Origin of the sequence: Streptomyces sp. NBC_01775, from assembly GCF_035917675.1 — a bacterium.
GTDB lineage: Bacteria > Actinomycetota > Actinomycetes > Streptomycetales > Streptomycetaceae > Streptomyces.
The window spans coordinates 5,167,233-5,183,052 of record NZ_CP109104.1; the positions used below are offsets into that span (position 1 = coordinate 5,167,233).

General features: G+C 71.8%; 16 protein-coding genes and 1 pseudogene. 7 read left to right on the top strand and 10 right to left on the bottom strand.

Translation table 11 applies throughout. The features are described 5' to 3' along the window. Positions 1-19: 19 nt before the first annotated feature. On the top strand, positions 20-619 hold the full coding sequence (locus OHB04_RS23145; RefSeq protein WP_326689573.1) for a TetR/AcrR family transcriptional regulator: 600 nt from the start codon (positions 20-22) through the stop codon (positions 617-619). Between the two features lie 245 nt (positions 620-864). Continuing rightward, the gene (locus OHB04_RS23150; RefSeq protein ID WP_326808210.1) at positions 865-2,136 is read left to right on the top strand and encodes an MFS transporter; all 1,272 of its coding nucleotides are present in this window, start codon (positions 865-867) and stop codon (positions 2,134-2,136) included. Here OHB04_RS23150 and OHB04_RS23155 read toward each other — a convergent pair. From OHB04_RS23155 to OHB04_RS23170, 4 genes are all read right to left on the bottom strand, one after another. Beyond that, positions 2,058-2,666: a Uma2 family endonuclease gene (locus OHB04_RS23155; protein ID WP_326689575.1), complete on the bottom strand. Its 609-nt coding sequence runs from the start codon at positions 2,664-2,666 to the stop codon at positions 2,058-2,060. The two genes, OHB04_RS23150 and OHB04_RS23155, sit on opposite strands and share 79 nt — an antisense overlap. 69 nt (positions 2,667-2,735) lie before the next feature. After that, positions 2,736-4,445, bottom strand: a complete 1,710-nt coding sequence (locus OHB04_RS23160) for a PTS transporter subunit EIIC (protein ID WP_326689576.1) — start codon at positions 4,443-4,445, stop codon at positions 2,736-2,738. 105 nt (positions 4,446-4,550) lie between these two features. Next, complete coding sequence (murQ, locus tag OHB04_RS23165) at positions 4,551-5,549, bottom strand: N-acetylmuramic acid 6-phosphate etherase (protein WP_326808211.1); 999 nt, start codon at positions 5,547-5,549, stop codon at positions 4,551-4,553. A gap of 142 nt (positions 5,550-5,691) precedes the next feature. Continuing rightward, entirely contained in the window at positions 5,692-6,750 is a 1,059-nt protein-coding gene (locus OHB04_RS23170; protein ID WP_405804253.1) for a MurR/RpiR family transcriptional regulator, read from the bottom strand. A 125-nt stretch (positions 6,751-6,875) separates the two neighbouring features. Here OHB04_RS23170 and OHB04_RS23175 point away from each other — a divergent pair, with 125 nt between their 5' ends. Continuing rightward, positions 6,876-7,286 (top strand): hypothetical protein, encoded by a 411-nt coding sequence (locus OHB04_RS23175; RefSeq protein ID WP_326689578.1) that lies wholly within the window; start codon positions 6,876-6,878, stop codon positions 7,284-7,286. 124 nt (positions 7,287-7,410) lie between these two features. Then, positions 7,411-7,668: a DUF4031 domain-containing protein gene (locus OHB04_RS23180; protein WP_326689579.1), complete on the top strand. Its 258-nt coding sequence runs from the start codon at positions 7,411-7,413 to the stop codon at positions 7,666-7,668. On the opposite strand, the gene OHB04_RS23185 is transcribed toward OHB04_RS23180, so the two are convergent. Together OHB04_RS23185 and OHB04_RS23190 are read right to left on the bottom strand one after the other, a co-directional pair. After that, on the bottom strand, positions 7,639-8,946 hold the full coding sequence (locus OHB04_RS23185) for a Cmx/CmrA family chloramphenicol efflux MFS transporter (protein ID WP_326689580.1): 1,308 nt from the start codon (positions 8,944-8,946) through the stop codon (positions 7,639-7,641). The two genes, OHB04_RS23180 and OHB04_RS23185, sit on opposite strands and share 30 nt — an antisense overlap. 167 nt (positions 8,947-9,113) lie before the next feature. Beyond that, on the bottom strand, positions 9,114-9,818 hold the full coding sequence (locus OHB04_RS23190) for an HD domain-containing protein (protein WP_326808212.1): 705 nt from the start codon (positions 9,816-9,818) through the stop codon (positions 9,114-9,116). Between the two features lie 69 nt (positions 9,819-9,887). On the opposite strand from OHB04_RS23190, the gene OHB04_RS23195 reads away from it, so the two are divergent. After that, positions 9,888-10,595: a copper homeostasis protein CutC gene (locus tag OHB04_RS23195; RefSeq protein WP_326808213.1), complete on the top strand. Its 708-nt coding sequence runs from the start codon at positions 9,888-9,890 to the stop codon at positions 10,593-10,595. Positions 10,596-10,701: 106 nt separating this feature from the next. On the opposite strand, the gene OHB04_RS23200 is transcribed toward OHB04_RS23195, so the two are convergent. Further along, positions 10,702-11,997 carry an MFS transporter gene (locus OHB04_RS23200; RefSeq protein ID WP_405804250.1) on the bottom strand — a complete coding sequence of 432 codons (1,296 nt, stop codon included), beginning with the start codon at positions 11,995-11,997 and terminating at the stop codon, positions 10,702-10,704. A gap of 268 nt (positions 11,998-12,265) precedes the next feature. Between OHB04_RS23200 and OHB04_RS23205 the strand changes: the two genes are divergently transcribed. Continuing rightward, complete coding sequence (locus tag OHB04_RS23205; RefSeq protein WP_326692851.1) at positions 12,266-12,574, top strand: ArsR/SmtB family transcription factor; 309 nt, start codon at positions 12,266-12,268, stop codon at positions 12,572-12,574. A 124-nt stretch (positions 12,575-12,698) separates the two neighbouring features. Here OHB04_RS23205 and OHB04_RS23210 read toward each other — a convergent pair whose 3' ends face one another. After that, positions 12,699-13,658, bottom strand: a complete 960-nt coding sequence (locus tag OHB04_RS23210; protein ID WP_326808214.1) for an alpha/beta hydrolase family protein — start codon at positions 13,656-13,658, stop codon at positions 12,699-12,701. A gap of 2 nt (positions 13,659-13,660) precedes the next feature. On the opposite strand from OHB04_RS23210, the pseudogene OHB04_RS23215 reads away from it, so the two are divergent. Beyond that, positions 13,661-13,795: pseudogene (locus tag OHB04_RS23215) on the top strand (TetR family transcriptional regulator); the annotation flags it as partial. A gap of 165 nt (positions 13,796-13,960) precedes the next feature. Here the strand turns inward: OHB04_RS23215 and OHB04_RS23220 are convergent. Together OHB04_RS23220 and OHB04_RS23225 are read right to left on the bottom strand one after the other, a co-directional pair. Beyond that, complete coding sequence (locus tag OHB04_RS23220; protein ID WP_326689584.1) at positions 13,961-14,749, bottom strand: alpha/beta fold hydrolase; 789 nt, start codon at positions 14,747-14,749, stop codon at positions 13,961-13,963. Between the two features lie 92 nt (positions 14,750-14,841). Next, positions 14,842-15,819 carry a serine/threonine dehydratase gene (locus OHB04_RS23225; protein ID WP_326689585.1) on the bottom strand — a complete coding sequence of 326 codons (978 nt, stop codon included), beginning with the start codon at positions 15,817-15,819 and terminating at the stop codon, positions 14,842-14,844. Between the last annotated feature and the right edge of the window lies 1 nt (position 15,820).

Below are 15,820 nucleotides of genomic sequence, written 5' to 3' on the forward strand. Positions count from 1 at the left end.
AACTGTTAGGGTGACGCGCATGGCCAGGCCGCGCATGTTCGACGAGGAGCGGGCTCTGGACGCGGCGATGCGCGCCTTCTGGGTGAACGGCTATGAGGCCACCTCCACCCAGGATCTGTGCGAGGCGACCGGTCTGGGGCGCAGCAGCATCTACAACACTTTCACCAGCAAACACGACCTGTTCCAGCGGGCGTTGGCGCGCTACGTCGACACCATGACCGGCATTCAGCTCGACATTCTGGGAGAGGTGGAACGGCCGCCGCTGGAGCGGATCGAGGAGCTGTTCGCGAAGGTGATCGACCAGGAGTACGAGTACTGCCGGGACGGCCGGGGCATCGGCTGTCTCACCGTCAACACCACGGTGGAGCTGGCCGCCAGGGACCCGGAGGTCGAACGGGTGCTGGCGCGGGACCTGGAGGTGCGGCTCGTGGCGCTGCGGGCGGTCATCGAGGAGGGCCGGCGCACCGGTGACATCACGGGCGACCGCGACCCGGACGCGCTGGCGCGCTTCGTGAACGCCGTCATCGGCGGCATGCGGGTCTCGGGCCAGGGCGGCGCCGGGCGCGCCGCGTTGGAGGCCATCGCCGCCACGGCCCTCGACGCGCTGCGGAGCCGCTGACCAGCACCAAGCGCCAAGCACCAGCATCAGCACCGCACCACTGCCGCTATGAGTACCGGTGCCGGTGCCGGTGCCGGTGCCGGTGCCGACGTCGGCGCCAATGCCGGCACCAGTGCCAGCGTCGGCTGGTCACCGCCTGGGGGATGCCGCACGGGCTCCGGGTCCGTGCGGCTCTCTTACGGCCAAATTTTGTACTGATCTTTCCAATATCGCTGTCCCGTCATTCCGATGCGAGGAGTCACCTCATGCCGCTCACCGTCTACCTCATGGCCGCGGGGATCTTCTCCATGGTCACGAGCGAGTTCCTGGTCGCGGGGCTCATGCCGCAGATCGCCGACGGACTGGACGTCACCATTCCGCAGGTCGGCTACCTCGTCACCGCGTTCGCCGCGGCCATGGCCGTCGGCGGTCCGTTCCTGGCCTCGGGAGTCTTGAGAATGCGCCCCAAGCAGGCGCTGCTGCTGCTGTTCGTGATCTTCCTCGCCGGCAACGTCCTCGCCGCCACCGCGCCCGACTACACCATGATGTTCGTCGCGCGGCTGATCACCGGGACCGCCTCCGCCGCCTTCCTCGGCACCGCCATCTCCCTCAGCGTGCGGCTGGTGGAGCCCGGACTGCGCGGCCGGGCCGTGTCCGTGGCGCTCAACGGACTGATGCTCGGCACGCTGCTCGGGCTGCCGATGTCCACGTTCGTCGGTGAACGGTACGGCTGGCGCGCCGCCTTCTGGGCCGTCAGCGCCCTGACCGTGCTCGCCGCCGTGCTGACCCTCGCGCGGGTGCCCCGGCTGGAGCGGCAGGAGGGCGCCGGCAGCATCCGCCAGGAGCTGGGCGTCTTCCGCAGCCGCAGGCTGTGGCTCGTCCTCAGCACGAGCACTCTGATCATCGGCGCGACCTTCTCGGCGTTCAGCTACTTCAACCCGATCTTCACCGAGGTCACCGGCTTCTCCACGGGCACCGTCCCGCTGCTGCTCATCGCCTACGGAGCGATGAACCTCCTCGGCAACATCGTCGTCGGGCGCCTCGCCGACCGCCACACCCTCGCCGTCCTGGTGACCGGGCTGGCGGCCAACGGCGTCTTCCTCGCCGCCTTCGCCCTGTTCGCCGAAACCTCCGTCGGCGCCGTGGTGTTCATGCTCGGCATCGGGCTGGCCGGCATCACCATGAATCCCGCGATGGCGGCCCGGGTACAGCGGGCGGGCAACACCGGACCGCTGGTCAACACCGTGCACTCGTCCTTCATCACGCTCGGCATCATCATCGGCTCAGCGCTCGGCGGCGCCGCCATCCCCCACTTCGGCCTCCTGGCCCCCGTATGGATCGGCGTCGCCATGGCCGCCCTGGGCCTGGTGAGCCTGCTGCCGGAACTGGCGGGCCGCCGGTCGCGGGGGCAGGGGCGGGGGCTGCGGGGGCAGGCGCCGAGCGATGAGTCCGCCGTGGCTCAGGGCCTCGGCAAGCCGATACGCGTCAGGTCGATGTCGAGAGAGAAGGGCACCGAGACCTTGAGCCGGTCGTGGTAGATGCCCATTGGAGCGTACGTGCGGGTGGCGGGTTCCAACTCGAAGACGTAGACGACAGCGCGCCCCTCGTCGCTCTCCACACGCCAGAAGTGAGGGATGCCCGCGGCAGCGTACTTGCGGGGTTTTGCGTCACGGTCACGGGCCACCGAGTCGGGAGAGACGACCTCCACGGCGAGAACGACATCTTCTGGGTGGTAGGTCGTCTGACCCGCGTCAACGACAGCGCTCGCTCTCACCACCATGACGTCCGGCTCCGGACGGTTGTGGCGCCCCAAAGTGACGGTCATCTCACGGATCGCCCGAAGCTCTGGTGGTACCTGCTGCATGAGATGCATCCACAGCAGGCCGATCGCGTACATGTGGAAATTGGCTTGCGGACTCACGAAGACGAGGCTCCCGTCGATCAGCTCCGTGTGGGGCGGAAGGTTGGGGAGCCGGTCCAGGTCGTCAGAGGTGTACCCGCCCACGGGGGGCCGGGGCCACTGGTGGGCGGGTTCGTCACGCGGGCCGTACTCAGGCTCGCCGCTCATTGCTGCTCCCATGGCCGGGATCCTCGCCAGGGGCCCAGGCTACTGGGAGCCGTATGTGCGGTGCTTCATTCATACGAGTGAGCCGGGCGGGTCCGCCGAGGTGGCCGCCGGGGCCGGGGCGGGCTCGGGGCCGGAACCGGGCCGGGGTTCGGTCGTCGGCGGAGTGGCGGCGGCGGGCGCTGTCTCGGGCTCCGTTGCGGCGTTCAGATCGGTGAGCATCTGCTTGCTGAAGCCGAAGAAGTACGTCGCCAGGAAGCCCACGCCGTAGCCAGCGGCCAGGCCCACCGCGTAGATCGCGGCGATGGCGCCGAGGCCGTGGTTGCCCTTGAGCAGGGGGAAGAGGGCCCAGCCGGAGGGGCCGATGGCCGTGGAGCCGACCGAGGTTCCCAGTTGGTAGAAGAGGCCGACGATGCCGCCGCCAAAGGCACCGCCCACGCACGCCGTGATGAAGGGGCGCCCCAGCGGCAGCGAGACGCCGTAGATCAGCGGCTCGCCCACGCCCAGGAAGCCCGCGGGCAGCGCGGAGCGGATCGTCTTGCGCACCGAGGTGTTGCGGTGCAGGCGGAGGTAGATCGCGACGGCGGCACCGACCTGTCCGGCGCCCGCCATGGCGAGGATCGGCAGCAGGACGGTGAACCCGTCCTGCTCGATCAGCGTCGTATGGATCGGGATCAGCGCCTGGTGCAGGCCCAGCATGACCAGCGGGAGGAAGAGCCCGCCCAGGACGAAGCCCGCCGCGGCGCCGCCGTGCTGGAGCAGCCAGTTGGCGAGATGTCCGATGCCGGTGGCGAGCTCGCCGCACACGTACATCAGCCCGAACAGCGTCACCAGGCCCGCCACCAGCACCGTCACGGTCGGCGTGACCAGCACGTCGAGCGCGGTCGGTACGACGCGACGGCACCCCTTCTCGACGTAGACGGCGAGTAGGGCGGCGAACAGCGCGCCCAGCACGCCGCCCTGGCCCGGCGCCAGCTTCTCGCCGAACGCCGAGACGTCGGCGACTCCGGGGAAGACGATCACCGCAGCCGCGGCCCCGCCCAGCACCGGCGTACCGCCGAACTCGCGTGCGGTGTTCAGTCCGACGAAGACCGCGATGAGCGACATGAAGCCGCTCGCGACGGCGGTCAGCGCGGGGGTCAGGGACGGCAGCCAGCCCGCGTTGGTGAGCAGGCCGTTGATGCCCGCGACGATGCCGCAGCCGATGAGCGCCGGGATCAGCGGCACGAAGATGTTGGCGATACGGCGCAGCATCAGCTTCACCGGCGTCGCGTTCTTCTCCTTGCGGGCCGCGCGGATCGCGGCGCCCTCGGCCGCCAGTTCGTCCGCCGTGCTGCCCGCTCCGGCCGTCCCGGTCCGCGATTCGGCCGTCTCCGCTGCTTGTACGAGAGATTCGAACTCGGGGGTGATCCGCGCGACCTTCCCCGGGCCGAGCACGATCTGGTATGTGTCGTCGTCGACCACCCCCATCACCTGGGGCAGTGCCTTGAGCGGCTCGTCCTGGACGAGGGAGCGGTCGGCCAGGCCGAGCCGCATCCGGGTCATGCAGTGGGTGACGGAGGTGACGTTCGCCGCGCCTCCGACGAGGGGGAGGATCGCCTCGGCGGCCTCACGGCCGGGATTGCCGCCGGCGTTCTTGGAGGCGCCGGTGCTCTTGGGGGTGCTGGTGCTCTTGGGGGTGTCGGTGTTGTCGGGGCTGCCGCTGTTACCAGGGCTGCCGGTGTTGTCAGGGCCGCCGGTGTTGTCCGGGCCGTCTGTGCTGTCTGTGTGCTCTGTGCTCATGGTGCATTCGCTCTTCTTTGAGTGGGTGCCATGGTGCGGAGTGGGGGAGTGGAGGGCCCGGCGGACGGGCGCCGGGGTCGGTCTCGGGGTTGGCTGGGATCGGGGTCAGGGCTGGGCCGTGGCCGACTTCAGCGCGGCGCGCAGATGTCCTTGGGCAGCTGCCAGCAGTCGCGCGGCCGTCGGGCCGTCGACGTCACCGAGGAGGATGAGAATCGCGTTCTTGACCTCGCCGTCCGTCGCGGCCAGCGCCGCCTCGATCTCCTCGTCCGGCGCCCCGGTCGCCAGCGCCACGATGCGCCGCGAGCGCGCCCGCAGCTTCTCGTTCGAGGCGCGGACGTCCACCATCAGATTCCCGTAGGTCTTGCCCAGCCGGATCATCGTGATCGTGGACAGCATGTTGAGCACGAGCTTTTGCGCCGTGCCCGCCTTGAGCCGCGTCGAGCCGGTCAGCAGCTCCGGGCCGACGACGACCTCGATGCCGTGCTCGGCAGCGGCGGCCAGCGCCGAGCCCGCGTTGCAGGACAGCCCCACGGTGAGCGCGCCACACGTGCGGCGCGCGTGTTCGACCGCGCCGATCGCATACGGCGTACGGCCCGAAGCGGAGATGCCCACCACCGTGTCGTCGGCGGTCAGCTTCAGCGCGTCCAGGTCCGCCACCGCGGCTTCAGGGCTGTCCTCCGCGCCCTCGACGGAGGTCACCATCGCGCCGGGCCCGCCCGCGATCACTCCGGTGACCTGCCCCGGAACGGTGTTGAAGGTGGGCGGGCACTCGCTGGCGTCCAGTACGCCCAACCGGCCCGCGGTGCCCGCGCCCGTGTAGAAGAGCCTGCCGCCGCCCGCCATCCGCTCGGCGATGGCGTCGATCGCGGCGGCGATCCGCGGGAGCTGCGCGGCGACGGCGGCGGGGACGGTGCTGTCCTCACCGTTCATGATCTTCGCGATCTCCAGCGTGGGCAGCTGGTCGATTTCCGCCAGCTCGCTGCGGAACGCCTCGGTGGTGAGGGTGTCCAGCTGCTGCCGGAGCTGCTCGTACCGGCCGTTTCCGGCGTGCGCGTTCCCGGTGTGTGCGCTGTCGGCGTTCGTGGGGGGCTTCGACGTGGTCATTCGGTGCGGCTCTCTGGGGAGGGGGTGGCGTACGGCGCTCCGTCGTACAGGGGGCGTGGATCGGCGGAGCGGATCGGCGCGCTCGGACCGGGGGACCCGGATCGGCGGGCCCGGTCAACGGGTGCGGCTCAACGGGGAGGGCTCAACGGTTGCGCGGGCGCGGTGAGTGGCGGTGGGCCAGGGCCTCGTACGAGGCGGACAGCGCGGGTGCCGCCGTCTCGTACGTGCGCTGCGCCACCCCTATGAACAGGCAGTCCACGACCAGGAGCTGGCTGGTCCTGCTGGACATCGCCGCCGGGCGCAGCTCGCTCTCGCGTGCCGTGGAGGTCGTCAGCACGTGGTCCGCGTACTGCGCCACCTCGGCGTCCGGACGGCCGGTGATCGCGATGGTCGTGGCGCCCCGGTCGAAGGCGACACGCAGCGGCTCGATGACGTCCACCGTGCGGCCCGAGTGCGTGATGGCGAGGGCGACATCGCCGGCGCGCAGCTGCACGGCGTTGGTGACGGCGAGGTGGGGGTCCGCATGTGCGTGCGCGACCATGCCGATACGGAGCAGCTTCTGGGCCAGGTCCTGGCTGACGAGGCCCGAGGCGCCCACGCCGTACACGTCGATGCGGCGGGCGACCGCCATCGCCGCGACGGCCGCCTCCACCTGCCCGGTGTCCAGCGCGGCGGCGGTGTCGGCGAGGGTCTGCTGCTCGTCGAGCGCGAGCTTGGCGACGACGTCGCCGATCGGGTCGTCCACCGCGATGTCGGCGGTCACGGCGGGCGCGGCCCCCGACTCCTGCTGCGCGGCGAGGCCCGCCAGCGCGAGGCGCAGGTCGCGGTAGCCGGGGTAGCCGAGCAGCCGCGAGGTGCGGACGACGGTGGCCTCGCTGGTGCCGGTGCGCTCCGCGAGCCCGGTGACGGTGAGCTGTGCGCAGCCCGCGGGATCCCCGGCGACGGCCTCGGCGACACGCTGCATGGAGCGCGTCATGGAGGGGCCCATGGTGCGGACCTTGGCCGCCAGCGCGGACGGGCCGGGGCCGGGGGCGGCGGGGCTGGGCCCGGGTGCGGAGGGTCCGGGCCCGGGTGCGGAGGGGGCCGCGCTCTGGCGTGGTTCGTGGGGGCGTCGCTGGTGGCCGGGGCCCTTGGCAGGGGGCTGGCCCTGCGTCTGGGCGGCCGGGCGGGTGGCGAAACTTTCCTTCAGATTGCTGCTCACGGATGGAAGATATTTTCGAACGGGTCGCCCGTCAATGCCCGCCACGTCGGGTGCTTCCGATGGGTGCACATCCCGGGACAACGGGACAGCGGATCGGAGGGTGTGCTCAGTGGTGCAATGGAGGTATGGAACCGAAGGAAACCGGCCCGGATCCGGACCCGGGAGAGGGCGGCGGGCCACAGGACGCGCTGGAGCGGGCGCTGCATGCCGCGCGGGCGCTGATACTGGCCGATCTGGAGGCCGGGGACGTGGCGCGCGCGGACATCGTCTCGCTCGTCGAGGAGTCGGTCTCGCATCGCCGCTGGTGGGTGAGTCAGTGGCCCGAGGGCATCGCCTTCGTGGACGGGCTGGTGGCGCAGGACGTGCAGGACGCGCTGCTGGAGCGGTACGGGCGCTGGCCCGTCTGCCCCGTGTGCGTCGGCGCCGACCCGCACGCGCTGGATGTGGAGCCCGAGCTGGGGGAGGAGCCGCACTGGGTGTGCGGTAAGACCTCCACCGTGGTGGCGCGGGTGGGATCCCTGGGCGGACGGCTGTGAGCGGGGCTCCGGGCGGGCGGCCTTACGGGGTGTCCGGGGCGCCTGGGATGTCTGGGGTACCTGGGACGGGAGCCTCTCGCGAGAGGGCCGGGAGACGCGAGAGGGCCGGGAGAGTGGTGCGGAGATGACCCTCTACATCGACCCGCCGATGTGGCCCGGTCACGGGCGGATGTGGTCGCACCTGGTGAGCGACACGTCCTACGAGGAACTGCACGCCTTCGCGGCGGGCATCGGATGCCCGCCGCGTGCGTTCGACCACGACCACTACGACATCCCGTCGACGCAATACGCTGCCGCCGTCCGGGCCGGTGCCGTCGAGGTCGGCCCCAAGGAACTCCTTCGCCACCTGACCTCAGCGGGGCTCCGCCGCCGGAAGAGGTGAGCTCTCGCCGGGGGCGGGAGTCGGGGCGGGAGCCGAAGCGGGCGACGGGGCCGCGACGGCCGGAACCGACTTCGCGATCACGCGGGAGCGCACGTGGACCCGGGAGGCGACCGCCGTCACCGCGACGCCGCCCGCCGCCATCGCCGCGGCCACCCAGGCCACGGCCGCATAACCCCAGCCTGCCGAGATGACAAGGCCGCCGACCCACGGGCCCACGGTGTTGCCGATGTTGAAGGAGGCCGTCGTGGTCGCCCCGGCCAGCGTCGGTGCCGCGTTGGCGACGTTGAACATGCGGGCGTTCAGCGCCGGTGCCGTCGTGAAGGCCGTCACCCCGAGCATCAGCGCGAGCGCGACCGCCGCGACGCGGTATTCGGCGAGCAGCGCGAGCAGCCCCAGCACGACGGTGGAGGCGGCGATGCCGCCGTACATCGTGCCGAACAGGTGCGCGTCGGCGACCCGTCCGCCGATGATCGTGCCGATCAGCCCGCCGAGCCCGAACAGCCCGAGCACGGTCGGTACCCAGCTCTCCGGCAGCCCCGCGACATCGGTGAGCAGCGGTGCGAGGTATGAGAAGAGCGCGAAGACCGCACCGGCGTTGAGCGCGATCGTCACCAGCGCGAGCCACACCTGCTTGTCGCGGTAGATGCCCAGCTCGCGGCGGAGGTTGGGGGCGTCGTCGCCGGTCGGCACGGCGGTGCGCGGCACCACCGTGAGGACACCGACGAGACCGATGGCGGCCAGCCCGGCGACCGCCCAGAACGCCGAACGCCACCCGGCCTGCTGACCGAGGAACGCTCCGGCGGGCACGCCCGCGATGTTCGCGACACTGAGCCCGCCGACCATGATCGCCATGGCGCGGGCCCGGGCGTTGTGCGGGACGAGGGAGACGGCGACGGCCGCGCCCACCGCCCAGAACCCGGCGCAGGCGAGCGCGCTGACCACGCGCGAGGCGAACAGCACCTCGTACGTCGGCGCGAGCGCGCCCGCGATCTGCCCCAGCATGAAGACGGCGAGCAGCGCCAGGAGCGTCGTACGCCGCGGCAGCTTCAGCGTCGCCGCCGCCAGCACCGGAGCCCCCACGACCATGCCCACCGCGAACGCCGAGACCAGCAGCCCCGCCTTGGGGATGGAGACCCCCAGGTCCCGGGCGAGCGGTTGGAGAATCCCCGAAAGCATGAATTCGGAGGTCCCTAGGGCGAAGACAGATAGTCCCAATATGTAGACAGAAAGTGGGATACGAGCAGCGCGTGGCTCGTCCGTCGCGGGATCAGCAGGCATGTCAGGCACCAACCAGGCTCGGCCCCGGCCGCATTCCCGCCCGGCCCCGCCCCGGCTCCGGTGTGCTCGGGCTCACTCCCCGGAGGGCCGGGCCCGGGGGTGAGGAGCAGGGGGCAAGGAGTGGGGGACAGGGGCGGCGGTCAGGGAGCAAGAGGCAGGGGAGCCCCTTACGGCGTCAGCAACTCCAGCTCCGTCGTGAGGTTGCGGCGGGCGATGTGCTCCCACTGGGCGCGGCCGTACGCGGTGCGGAAGAGGCGGGGGAGGCCGAGGAGCTGTCCCAGAACAGAGGCCCTGCCCTCCCGGAAGGCGGCATCGGGGACGAAGGCGTACTCCTGGCGGACCTCGGCGGCGTAGTGCGCGTACTCCTCGGGGGAGCCGGCCAGGACGGCGAGGTCGGCGTCGCACAGCACCGCGCCGTTGAGGTCGCCGGACGCGGGGTCGTGGGTGACGGTGAGCCGCACGAGACGGGCCGTCTCGGCGGTGCGGGGCTCGCTCACCCCCACCTCGGGCAGCGCGCGCTCGGCGAGCCGTGCGCTGCGCTCCTCGTTCTCGCTGCGGTCGGGGCGGTAGACGGCGTCGTGGAACCAGGCGGCCAGGTGCACGGCGTCCAGGTCGAGGTCCTGGGCCCCGGGCTCGGGCGGGCCCTCCGGGTCCTCGACGTGTGAGGCGAGCTCGTCCACCCGGTTGAGGACGGTCAGCAGGTGGCTTGTCCCGTGGTAGTGGCGGTGCGGTTCGGCCCAGCGGGAGAGCAGCTCTTCGCCGTAGGGGGTGGGGTCGGGGCGGGCGCCGCCGTCGCGCGCGCTGACCAGCAGCGCGTTCCATCGCGAGAGGAGCGCTTCGTGTCTGCCGTCGTGCGGCTCGGTCGTAGCCATGTGAACAATTGTGTTCCGGAATGATCGGTGTCTTCCAGGGCTCCCTTCCCGTATGGCAGTCTATGGAATATGTCTAGACCAATTCTTGAGGTGATCGCGCTCAGCGCGGAGGACGCGGCAGCCGCCCAGGCAGGAGGGGCCGACCGCCTTGAGGTGGTCACCGACATCGCCGCCGACGGACTCACCCCTGCCCTGGAGACCTTCGCCGCCATTCGCGAGGCCGTCAGCCTCCCCATGCGGGTGATGCTGCGCCTCTCGGACGGCTTCCACGCGGGCGGCGAAGCGGGCATCGAGCGGCTGTGCGAGCGGGCCGGGGAGCTGCGGACCGAGGGCGCCGAGGAGTTCGTGCTCGGTTTCCTGGACGACGCGGGCCAGGCCGACCTGCGCGCCGTCGGCGCCCTGAGCGAGGTCATCACCGGATGCGGGTGGACCTTCCACCGCGCCATCGACCGTGCCGCCGACCGCGACGCGCTGCGCAAGCAGCTCACCGGGACGCCGGGCCTGGACGCCTACCTCACCGCCGGCTCCCCCGACGGGGTCGACCAGGGGTACGACACCCTCCTCACCGAGGCCGCCCGGACGGCCGACGGCGAACCGGGATACGGCGCCCGCCTGCTGGTCGGCGGCGGCCTCGCCCTGGACCACGTCGCCGGACTCCGCGGGGCCGGTGTGGACGCCTTCCACATCGGGGGCGCCGCCCGCCCCCGGGGCTGGGACGCCCCGGTCGACCCGGCCGCCGTAAGGGAGTGGCGCGAGGCCCTCGACCGGGAGGTCTGAGACTCCCGGCCAGGACCTGCTCCAGGGCGATCAGGGCGACCAGGCCGTCCGCTCTCCGGGCCGCGTCGTCAGCGGAGACCATGCCGGTGTTGGCGACCACGCCCGCCTAGGCCATCGCATCCGCGCGTCCTCGGTCCCCTCGGCCCCGCTCCCGTATGACGGCCGTCGCTCCCATCAGGGCCAGTGCGGCGACCGTGATGCCGAAGAGGGTCGTGCCTGTCGTGAGGCCCGCCGCGTCGCTGAGGGCGCCTGCCGCCACCGGGAGGGCGCCGGCGAGGAGGTAGCCGCCGGCCGTGAGTGCGGCGTTGGCCTCGGCGAGGCGGCCGGCGGGGACGTTCGCGCTGAGCATCGTCAGCGCGCCGAGCTGGGTCAGCCCCTGGCCGAGCCCCGCCAGCACGGCCGAGGCCAGCAGCGCGGTCACCGAGGTTGTGGCGACGGCGAGGACGAGGGCGCCCATGCTCAGCACCGTCAGCGCCGCTCCTGTCAGCAGGTCCGTACGCACCCGCAGACGGCGTGCGGCGAACTGGACGCCCGTCGCCGCCGCGAACAGCACGAAGATCGTCGCGCCCGACAGCGCCCGGTTGCTGGTGTGCAGCAGGTCGGCGAGGAGGGTGGGTCCCAGCGAGAGGACGAAGCCGGTCGCGGCGATCGCGGGTGCGAATACGGCAAGGCCCAGCAGTAGTTGGCGGCGGTTGGCGCGGGGTGCGGAGGGGATGCGTATCCAGCGTCGTGCCGCGCCCTCGTGGTTGCCCCGGGCCCGGGGTGGCAGCGGCATCCGTACGACGACCACGAGTGCGACCAGCAGCAGTGCGATCTGCACCAGGAAGACCGTCACCGAGGGGCCGGGCAGCACCTCGGACAATACCCCAGCCAGCAGCGGCCCGACCGCGGCGCCCGCCACCATCGAGGAGGAGGCGATGAGTCCCGCCGTTCGCTTCTGTGTGCTTTCGGCGAGATCCGATACGGCCGCCATCCCCGCCGAGAGGAAGGCGCCGACGGCGATCCCGCTCAGCAGGCGCGCCGCCGAGAGTACGGGGACGGAGTGTGCGGTGGCGAACATCCCCGACGCGAGCACGGCCAGTGCCAGCCCCGGGAGCAGGACGGGCTTGCGTCCGAACCGGTCGGACAGCGTGCCCGCCACGGTGAGGGTGCCGAGCAGGCCCGCGATGTAGAAGGCGTAGATCACGGTGAGCGTGGCGGAGGAGAAGCCGAATCTGCCCTGCCACAGGACGTAGAGCGGGGCCGGTTCGTTGGAGAGCGCGAGCACGGCGACGACGGGCCAGGCCGCCAGCCACATCCACCCTCGCCGGGCGGGGGTGGCTACGGGAGGTGCGGGGGGAGGGGCGGCAGGCGTGGGAGGGGCGCTGGTGGGACTGGTGTCGGGGGAAGCGACCGTGGACATAGGGGCTCCAGGGCAGGGGAGGGCGACCGAAGGGAGTACGAGTAGACTCGTACAAGAAGTACGAGAGAATTCGTACCAGGGGGAGTAGTACGATGCAACTCGTACTCCGCTGATCGAGGCAGCCGGAGGCAGCCGAATGAAGGTCGAAGGAGGTGGCACCCTCGTGCCTGCCGCAGCAGGAGCCCAGGCCCCGGCCGGGGCCGCACCCGAAGCCGTCGAACAGGGCTTCCGCGCCCCGCCGCCCCCACCCGGTGACCTCCCCGGGCCGCTGCCGGAACCCGCGCGTGACGAGATCCGTCTGGAGTCGGTCATGGCCGCGCTCAGCGATCCACTGCGCATGGGTGTGGTGCGCAAACTCCTCCTGGAAGCGGAGGACTTCGATCACGCCTGTACGTGGTTCGAACTGGACCGCCCCAAGTCCTCCCTCACTCACCACTTCCGCACCCTCCGCGAGGCGGGCCTCATCCGTCAGCGGCAGTACGGGCCCTCGCGCCGCAACCGCGTCCGCATCGACGACCTCGAAGCCCGCTTCCCGGGCCTGCTCTCCCTCGTCGCGGCCTGGTCCCCGGCCGAGTAGGGCTCTCTCGCCGCTGTCTCTCGCCGCTGTCCCTCGCCGCCGCCCCTCGCCGCTGCCCCGGGGAGGCCGGTGTGGCGACCACCTCGCGCCGTTGGCCCGCCCGCCGAGGTGGTGTCTCTTCGGTCTACTTGGATTCGACTCGTCCGAGCGGACCGGGGCCGGCCGCCAGCGCGTCACACGCCGCCTGCCAGGCGGAATCCCCCGGGTAGAGCGCGGTGCGGAGGTAGGCCGAGGTGAGCCGCTGGATCGCGGCCACTCGCTCCGGGCTCTCGTCCGTGGTCTCGGCGACGTCATATCCAGCGACCCCGCCGCGCCCGTGCTCCGCGTCGAACAGGGTGAGCAGGGATTTGGGGCCCGGGGAGAGGGAGTACGGATCGGCGTGCCGGCCCGGGCCCGCGACCGTCAGGTGGGCGGAGGTGTCCTTGTCGCCGACGACCACGAGCGTGGGTGTCGTCATCTTGGAGAAGTCCGTGGTCACGAGGAAAGGGAGATTCTCGGCCACGGACCGGGTGAGGGCATCGCCGCCTCTGCCGGTCGCGGCAAGCAGCACGCCCGCCTTGATCCGGGGCTCGGTCAGGTCCACCTCCGTTCCGTCGTCCGGATCGGTGAGCCGGGTGCCCAGCAGCAGGCTCGCGGTGTGCCCGCCCATCGAGTGTCCGGCCACGGCGACCTTGCTTCGGTCCAGGCGCCCGAGGAGCTGCGGTACGGCGGCCTCGATCGCGTCGAGCTGGTCGAGGACGCGCGTCATGTCCTCGACCCGTGAGCGCCAGAACAGCGGCGCCCCGGGGGTGTCGGGATCCAGGCTCAGCGTCCTCGAGCTCAGATGGGTGGGCTGGATCACGACGAATCCGTGCGCCGCCCAGTAGTTGGCGAGGGGGCCGTAGCCGTTCAGCGAGGAGAGGTTGTTCGAGTAGCCCTGACCGTGCGAGAGGAGGATGACCGGCAGGTCGCTCCCGGTCATGGGCGCGGAGACCCGCACCTCCAGGTCCACGGCGCGGCCGGGAGCTGACAGCACTACCGGGCTGACCGAGAGGACTGGAGCGGGCGAACTGGAGGTGCCGGCCGGGTGAGTGGGTTCGCTCATGGCCGGGTACGGACGCCTACGAACTGATGCGCGGCATCGGCAACCTCTGTATCGGACGTGACAGCGACCCTCGCTACGACCCCCGCCGACTGGTCGGACTGCTCCTTCAGGGGCTACAGCAACCGCAGCAATCCTGATGCCGACGGCGAATCCGGCTGCGGCGAGGGGCCGTTCGGGCAGCGCCCTGTCGCCCGGGGCCGGGAACTCGGAGCCGGGAACCCGGGACCGGGAACCCGGAACCGGGATCGAGGGTGGCGACCCTGACAAGGTCTGACAAGGTCTGAAAAGGACGGCGGCGGCTCCTACGAAGCGGCAGCGGCGGATGCCTGGGCGACCGCGCGGGCGTAGCCGTCCGGGTTCTCGCTGGGCATGGTGTGGCCGGAGGACGAGACCGTGAGCACTCCGGCCCCGGCTCCCACCGCGTCCGCCTCCTCTTCGTACGGCCTGCTCAGCTCGCCGATCAAGAATGTCTTGGGCCCCTCGAACGCGGCCAGCATCGCGGCGAGCTGCGGCGACGTGCCGCGCACCAGCCCCACCGCGCTACGGTGCAGGGCGTGCGGCGCGCTCAGCCGCAGGGTGGTGAGGTATCCCGGATCGGTCTCGTCCGCCATGAACTCCGTCATCCCACGTGCCACGAAGTCGCTCTCGCGCCACGCCGCGATCTTCGCGCTCCACGGCCCGCCTCCCGCGCGGAGGTTGGCCTCCGCCAGGGTGAGCGCCCCGACCAGCTCGGGCCGCCGCGCGGCCAGTGCCAGTGCGATGGCCCCGCCCATCGAGTGCCCGACGACCTCCGCACCGCGTATGCCCTCCGAGTCCAGCACCGCGGCCACCGCGTCGGCATGCTCCTCCAACGCGTACCCGAACTCCTCCGGCCGGTCGCTGTGGCCGAACCCCAGCAGGTCGACGAGCAGCGAACGCCGACCCGTGGCCACCAGCGACGGATGCAGGGCGATCTCGGAGTAGTCGTACGTCGAACTGGCGCCGATCCCGTGCAGGAAGAGCCGTACAGGAGCGTCGTCACCCTGCGAACCGGGCAGATCCGCCCACCGGATTCGGGCCCCGGATGCGAAGGAGAGCTGAAGCTGTTTCATCCCCACACCGTAGACGCGGCCACTGACAAGGCCGCCTCCGCCTCTACGGAGCGCCCAAGCCGGCACCCGCGACGTCCGGTCGCGACGTCAGGTCACAAATCCCCGAGCTCCGTGTTGGCCCCGCACAGCACGACCGCCACCCGCTCCCCGGAAGCAGGCACATACGGCGCCCCTTCCCCCACAACCCCCGCGAGCGCCGCCCCCGCGGCGTGCTCAACGGCCAGCCGGTGCGACTCCCACAGCCCACGCCGCGCGGCGACCACCGCCGCATCCGGCACCAGTACGGACCGCACATTGCGGTGCCCCGCCGCGGCCAGCGCCATGGGTGTGGCGCGGCGGGCCCCCAGCGAGTCCGCCGCGACGGAGTCGACCGGCACGTCCACCACCCGCCCGGCCTCGATCGCCGCGTTCAGCGCACGGCACCGCTCCGGCTCGACGGCGACGACCCGTATGCCGTGGTGCTGCGCCGCCGCCGCGACGCCCGAGAACAGGCCACCGCCGCCGACGGAGACGACGATCGTGTCCAGCAGCGGCACTTGGGCGCGGATCTCCTCCACGAGGGTCCCGGCGCCGGCGGCGATGAGGGGGTTGTCGTAGGCGTGCGACGCCAAAGCCCCCGTCGTGGCCACGAACTCCTCGCACGCCGCTGCCGCCTCCGCGTACTCCGTACCGGCGAACCGCACGTCGGCGCCGTACGCGCGCAGCCGCTCCACCTTCACCGGCGGCGCGCTCTCCGGCACGAAGACCGTCGCCGGAACGCCCTGCTCACGCGCCGCCCAGGCGCACGCGAGCCCGGCGTTGCCGCCGGAGGCGATGGTGACGCCCGCGTTCGGGAGGGTGCCCTGCTCGCGGTGGGCGAGCAGGAAGTTCCGGGCCCCGCGGGCCTTGAAGGTGCCGGTGTGCTGGAGGAATTCAAGAGCCAGCCACAGCTCGAAGCGCTCCCCCTGCGCGGCCGAACCGGTGCCGCTCGAACCGGCGCCACCCGAACCGCGAGCGAGCGTCACGGTCCGCACCTGCCCGTCGATACGCTCGGCGGCGGTCTTGACGTCTCCGTATGAGAGATGGTGCACG

Coding starts and splice junctions, on each gene's coding strand:
- OHB04_RS23175 (WP_326689578.1), top strand. CDS start 6,876: ATGGAACCGAAGGAAACCGGCCCGGATCCGGACCCGGGAGAGGGCGGC.
- OHB04_RS23195 (WP_326808213.1), top strand. CDS start 9,888: ATGTCTAGACCAATTCTTGAGGTGATCGCGCTCAGCGCGGAGGACGCG.
- murQ (WP_326808211.1), bottom strand. CDS start 5,549: ATGACCACGTCGAAGCCCCCCACGAACGCCGACAGCGCACACACCGGG.
- OHB04_RS23150 (WP_326808210.1), top strand. CDS start 865: ATGCCGCTCACCGTCTACCTCATGGCCGCGGGGATCTTCTCCATGGTC.
- OHB04_RS23145 (WP_326689573.1), top strand. CDS start 20: ATGGCCAGGCCGCGCATGTTCGACGAGGAGCGGGCTCTGGACGCGGCG.
- OHB04_RS23190 (WP_326808212.1), bottom strand. CDS start 9,818: ATGGCTACGACCGAGCCGCACGACGGCAGACACGAAGCGCTCCTCTCG.
- OHB04_RS23185 (WP_326689580.1), bottom strand. CDS start 8,946: ATGCCTGCTGATCCCGCGACGGACGAGCCACGCGCTGCTCGTATCCCA.
- OHB04_RS23180 (WP_326689579.1), top strand. CDS start 7,411: ATGACCCTCTACATCGACCCGCCGATGTGGCCCGGTCACGGGCGGATG.
- OHB04_RS23200 (WP_405804250.1), bottom strand. CDS start 11,997: ATGTCCACGGTCGCTTCCCCCGACACCAGTCCCACCAGCGCCCCTCCC.
- OHB04_RS23155 (WP_326689575.1), bottom strand. CDS start 2,666: ATGAGCGGCGAGCCTGAGTACGGCCCGCGTGACGAACCCGCCCACCAG.
- OHB04_RS23220 (WP_326689584.1), bottom strand. CDS start 14,749: ATGAAACAGCTTCAGCTCTCCTTCGCATCCGGGGCCCGAATCCGGTGG.
- OHB04_RS23210 (WP_326808214.1), bottom strand. CDS start 13,658: ATGAGCGAACCCACTCACCCGGCCGGCACCTCCAGTTCGCCCGCTCCA.
- OHB04_RS23160 (WP_326689576.1), bottom strand. CDS start 4,445: ATGAGCACAGAGCACACAGACAGCACAGACGGCCCGGACAACACCGGC.